The sequence below is a fragment of the Achromobacter sp. RW408 genome, assembly GCF_003184165.1.
In the GTDB taxonomy this organism is placed as follows: Bacteria; Pseudomonadota; Gammaproteobacteria; order Burkholderiales; family Burkholderiaceae_B; genus Achromobacter; species Achromobacter xylosoxidans.
In genome coordinates, this window is the sequence record NZ_QHHO01000022.1 from 73,439 (window position 1) to 78,661 (window position 5,223).

General features: G+C 67.8%; 4 protein-coding genes. 3 read left to right on the plus strand and 1 reads right to left on the minus strand.

Annotated features, from left to right (window positions below; genetic code table 11):
• Positions 1–283: 283 nt before the first annotated feature.
• The 3 genes from DK459_RS02615 to DK459_RS02625 all read left to right on the plus strand — a co-directional run bounded on the left by DK459_RS02615 (position 284) and on the right by DK459_RS02625 (position 4,709).
• Positions 284–2,449, plus strand: coding sequence for a TonB-dependent siderophore receptor (locus tag DK459_RS02615; protein ID WP_080564182.1), 2,166 nt, complete (start codon positions 284–286; stop codon positions 2,447–2,449).
• 142 nt (positions 2,450–2,591) lie between these two features.
• Positions 2,592–3,767, plus strand: a complete 1,176-nt coding sequence (locus DK459_RS02620; protein WP_110134439.1) for a diguanylate cyclase — start codon at positions 2,592–2,594, stop codon at positions 3,765–3,767.
• 147 nt (positions 3,768–3,914) lie between these two features.
• Positions 3,915–4,709 carry a hypothetical protein gene (locus DK459_RS02625; protein WP_233256746.1) on the plus strand — a complete coding sequence of 265 codons (795 nt, stop codon included), beginning with the start codon at positions 3,915–3,917 and terminating at the stop codon, positions 4,707–4,709.
• A 111-nt stretch (positions 4,710–4,820) separates the two neighbouring features.
• On the opposite strand, the gene DK459_RS02630 is transcribed toward DK459_RS02625, so the two are convergent.
• Positions 4,821–5,223, minus strand: a 403-nt coding sequence (locus DK459_RS02630) for a hypothetical protein (RefSeq protein WP_233256747.1), incomplete at its 5' end; no start/stop codon positions are given.

The following is a 5,223-nucleotide window of genomic DNA, read 5'->3' on the forward strand; positions in this document are numbered from 1 at the left end:
CACCGTTGCAGGCTGCCACGGTTTGCCACCAGGTGTTTCGGTGGAGTCTCGGGCGTCAAACCGCCCGCGGCCCGCGCGGGCTCCCGGCCGTCCAAAGGTCGGCTTATCCGCGGCGCGAGATGCGTCACGGATCGGAGGCGGCGGTCATCATAATTCCGGGATCAATTCCCATTGTCATAAAACCATTGATCCTGGCATTCCGCTGAAACAGTGTGGCTATAATTCCGCTCCTAAATGTAATAAGACTGGTTCTTATTATTATTCACGTGTGAACGGAGTTTCCATGGCTGTACGCCTTTCGTCCCGCCGGCGCCCGGTGCATTTCCGTGCCCGGCAATTGTCTCTGATCGTGTTCGGCCTGGGGATCCCGGGCGCCGCCCTGGCGCAGTCCGCTCCTGCCGAAGTTCATTTGCCCGCCGTCACCGTCACGGGCAGCGACGTCGAACAGACCGCGGTCGGCCCCGTGCAGGGCTTTGTCGCCAAGCGTGCCGCCACCGCCACCAAGACCGACACCCCGGTGATGGAAACGCCGCAGTCGATCAGCGTCATCACCCAGGATCGCATGACGCTGCAGGGCGCCCAGTCGGTGCAGCAGGCGGCGGGCTATACCGCCGGCGTCACGGCCGGCGCGTTCGGGCCGGACAATCGCGGCGACTCCATCAAGATCCGCGGCACCGATTCCACCCAATACCTCGACGGCCTGCTCAACGCCGTGGGGTCCTACAACAACACCCGGCCCGACCCCTACGCGCTGGAGCGCATCGAGATCCTGCGCGGGCCGTCCGGCATGCTGTACGGGCAGGGCGCCATCGGCGGCATCGTCAACCAGATCAGTAAGCGGCCACAGCCCGAGGCGATGCGCGAGATCGGCGTCAGTTACGGCAACCACAACCGCAAGCAGATCCAGGCCGACCTCACCGGCCCGATCGACGAAGACGGCAAGTGGCTGTATCGCGTGGTCGCGTTGGGGCGCGATAGCGACAGTTCGGTCAAATACGTCGACGACGACCGCTATTTCATCGCGCCGTCGTTGACCTGGCGGCCCAGCGCCGCGACCTCGTTGACGCTGCTGGCCAATTTCCAGAAAGACAATAGCGGATCGATGGTCGGTTTCTTCCCGTGGCGCGGCACGCTCACCAGCACGCCGGCCGGCCGCATCCCGCAGGACTTCTTCGTCAGCGAACCCGACTTCGACAAGTACACCGCCAGGCAGAGCGCGGTGGGCTACCAGTTCGAGCACGCCTTCAACGACAACGTCACGGTGCGGCAGAACCTGCGCTACACGCACAGCGAGGTCGACTATCGCAGCATCTACACCGCCGGCTTCAACGGCGCCGGGCATGGATGGGTGCCGGGCAGCGACACGCTGCTGCGCCGCGTGATCTACCAGAACCAGCCGACCCTCAAGCAGTTCGTGGTCGACACCCAGGGCCAGTTCAAGTTCCAGACCGGCCCGATCCGCCACACCCTGCTGACCGGCATCGACTACCAGCGTTCCGTGCTGGATGCGCGCCAGGGGGTGGGCGGCACGGTCGCGCCCATCGACGTGCACAACCCCGTGTACGGCAACTTCACGCCGCCCACCTCGACGGTCAGCGCGCCGACCTCGCGCGGCAACCAGTTGGGCCTCTACATGCAGGACCAGCTCGAATGGGAGCGTTGGCTGCTGATGCTGGGGCTGCGCCACGATCGCTCGCGCGCGTCGGTGGACGATACGCCGTCCGGGTCGCGCGATGACAGCGAAATGAGCAAGCGCTTTGGCCTGATGTACCGCTCCGAGGCCGGCCTCAATCCCTATCTGAGCTACTCGGAATCGTTCCAGGGCCTGGCCGGCTTCAACCGTGCCAACCAGGCGTTCAAGCCGCTGCGCGGCAAGCAATGGGAGGCGGGCCTGAAGTACCAGCCGCCGGGCGAGAACCTGACGGTCACCGCCAGCGTGTTCGACATGACCGAGAAAAACCGCAAGGTCGCCGGCGTGGTCAACGGCATTGCCGACACCGTGCAAGTGGGCGAGGCCCGCACCAAGGGCGCCGAACTGGAAGCCCTGGCGTCGCTGGGCAATGTCGATCTGGTGGCCACCTACACCTTCCTGGACGCCAAGGTGGCCAAGGGCACGCCGGCCGAACAGGGGCGCCAACTGGCCAGCATTCCCCGGCACATGGCGTCGTTCTGGGCCAACTACCGCTTCAGCGTGATGGGAACCCCGGGCTTCCTGGCGGGGGCGGGCGTGCGCTACAACGGCAGCAGCGACGACGGCACCGGCCAGAACGGCGTGCCCGCCGTCACCCTGTATGACGCCGTGCTGGCCTACGATGCGGGTCCCATGCGCCTGGCGCTGAACGTCACCAACCTGTTCGACAAACAGTACGTGGGCACCTGCCTTGCCCGTGGCGATTGCTTCTTCGGCACCCGCCGCACCGTGGTGGGCAGCGTGACGTATCGCTTCTGACACCAAGCGGGCGGGGCGGCCTAATTGGGGACTTATTGCCCCCGATAGCGGCCGCCCCGTCACATATCCGCGGCGGATTTCCCCCTAAAATTGCGAACGCCGCCGCAATTTCCTCCTGGCGTGCCACCTCTTTCCGGCCGAGATGCACGTCGATCTCCTCACCCTTTACTTCATCACCATCGGAACGCTGCTGGCCAGTGCCGGCCTGACGTTCTGGGAGCATCGGACCCATCCCAATCGCAGCCGTTCGCTGGGTATCCTCGCGGCCGGTTTCGGCACGTTGGCCGTGGGCTGTATCTGCGCCTTGTTCCGCGCCGACATGCCGGCCGCGATCGGCGCGCCGCTGAGCAATCTGGTCATCCTCAGCGGCTACCTGCTGGTGCTGAACAGCGTCGCCTCGCTCAGCGGGCGCCATTACCGCAAGCGTTCGGTGGGCCTGCTGGCGGTCATGGCGCTGATCTGGCTGGCGGCCGGCGTGCCAGGGCAGGACGTGGTCTGGAAATACGTCAGCGCCTTGCCCATTGCGCTGGTCAGCGCGCTGACCGCCTGGGAACTGCTGCGCTGCGATTCCATGAAGACGCTGAAGACCCGCAACTTCGCCATCGCCGTCGCGGGCATCCATGCGTTGGTCTATTTCTGCCGGACCTTCCTGCTGCCGTGGTGGGTCGCCGTCGAGGGTCCGTCGGTGCAGTTGCTGGCCAGCAATATCACCATGTACGAAGGGGTGTTGTATTCGGTGCTGCTGCCAATGACGCTGATCAAGCTGATCCGCGAGGAAACCCATGCGCAGTTGGTGCGCGAGTCGCAGACCGACTACCTGACGCGGCTGGGCAACCGCCGCTGGTTCTTCGAGCAGGGCGCGCGCCTTATCGCGGCCAGCGCGGGGCGCGAGCCCATCGCCGTGCTGGCGTTCGACCTGGACCAGTTCAAGGCCATCAACGACCGCTACGGCCACCACACCGGCGATCTGGTGCTGGCGGCGTTCGCCACGGTGGCCCGGGATGCGCTCGGGCCGCAGGTCATCCTGGCGCGCCTTGGCGGCGAGGAATTCGCCGCGCTGCTGGCGGGTGACGACGCCCGCCGCGCCCATCAATTGGGGGCGGCCGCGGCCCGCCGTTTTGCCACCACCATCGCCAACCCGGCCGATGGCCTGGGCATCGCCGCCACCGTCAGCATCGGCCTGGCCTGTTTCGACGAGGACGCGCCGCCGCTGGCCGATGCGCTGGCGCGTGCGGACCTGGCGCTGTATCGCGCCAAGTCCCTGGGCGGCAACCGGCTGGAGGAGGCCCTGGCGCCCGAACGGGCCGCCGCGGATTGAGGCGCCGCCGTCCCAGGCAATGACGCGGCCCGAGGGGCGGGATGCCCGGCGGCCGTTCGCGCGCCGGCCGCCGCTTTGGATCGACGCTTTGGGTCGATGCTTTGGACCGACGCTTTGGACCGACGCTTTGGACAGATAATGACGGCCATGACGACTTCCACGCCCGCCTCTTCCGACCGCGACGGTTTCTGGTTCGACGCCGCCGATCCCGACATGGCGCTTGAACGCGCCGGCAACCACGTCCGCCTGGCGCGCGCCGAGCCGCCCTGGCTGGTCGTCGATCAATCCATTGCCACCATGACGCTGGGCCGCCGCTGGCCCGGGCAGTTGTGGCGCGTGCGCGTGACGCAACTGGGCGACATGTCCGGACTGGTGGCGCAACCCGGCTACTGGCGCGCCGCCGCGATCGAACTGCTGCAACCGCTGCCGCCGGGCGCGCTGTTCGGCCCGCACGGCCAGGCGGTGGTCGACATCCTGGCCCGCATTCCCGAACTGACGCGCGAACAGGCGCGGGCGCTGGGCGCCGATCTGCCCGCCGACGGCTGGGACCGCTACGGTCGCGCCTGGGAGCGCTGGTCGAAAGACGAAGAGGGCGTCCCCACGCCTGCCGATGCGCCGCCGCAATCGGAATGGTATGGCGTGCTGGCCGCCGCGAGCCGTCGGGGCGGGGCGCGTTCGCCCGTGCATGGCGGCTTGCTGCAGATCCACGGCCTGCTGCGGCAACGCGCCCAGGCCGTCGATGGCGACGCCGCGTTCATTCGCGAAGTGGACGAGGACGGCGAGGTCGACGAGTCGCTCGCGGCGCCGTGGGACGGGGCCAGCGACGCCTTGCTGTTCGCCGCCATGGCGCGGGGGGCGCCGCAATACCTGTCGACGGCCGACACCGATGTGCTGTCGCGGCCCTGGCGCGAGGTGTTTGGCGACCCGGCCGGATCGATGTGAACCGACTCGGCTCCTTATCGGTTCACCGCAGCGTTCGGATGATTTCACGCCCGTCGCCATGTTGGCAGCCGTAAGGGCATGCCGCGCGGCGCAAGGGCGCGCCGGCGCGCTTTATTCCTCGCCCCGCCAGGACTTGCGCCGCCGCGCCCGCGGCTTGGGCACCACGCCCAGGCGCGGATCGCGCGCCAACGCCAGCTCCACCAACCGGGTCGCCAGCGTCTCGAACGCCTCGTCGGTCTGCGGCAGGTACAGCCACTTGCCCAGTTCCGGGTGCGGCAGCAGGCTCGGCATGTCGGCCAGCAGCGCCGCGTGGCGCTCATGCGAGGTGCACACCATCACGCCGTTCCAGGGCGTTTCGCGGTCGGCCACCACCAGGTACAGCGCGCCGTCCAGGTAGGCGGCGTCGCAGCCGAACATCTTGCGGCGCAGATAGCCGGGATCACGCTCGAGCGGGTCGAGGATCCACAGCAGTGAATTGGCGCGGGCGGCGCGCTGGCGGGAGGGGGGCGAGAAC

Coding starts and splice junctions, on each gene's coding strand:
- DK459_RS02620 (WP_110134439.1), top strand. CDS start 2,592: ATGCACGTCGATCTCCTCACCCTTTACTTCATCACCATCGGAACGCTG.
- DK459_RS02615 (WP_080564182.1), top strand. CDS start 284: ATGGCTGTACGCCTTTCGTCCCGCCGGCGCCCGGTGCATTTCCGTGCC.
- DK459_RS02625 (WP_233256746.1), top strand. CDS start 3,915: ATGACGACTTCCACGCCCGCCTCTTCCGACCGCGACGGTTTCTGGTTC.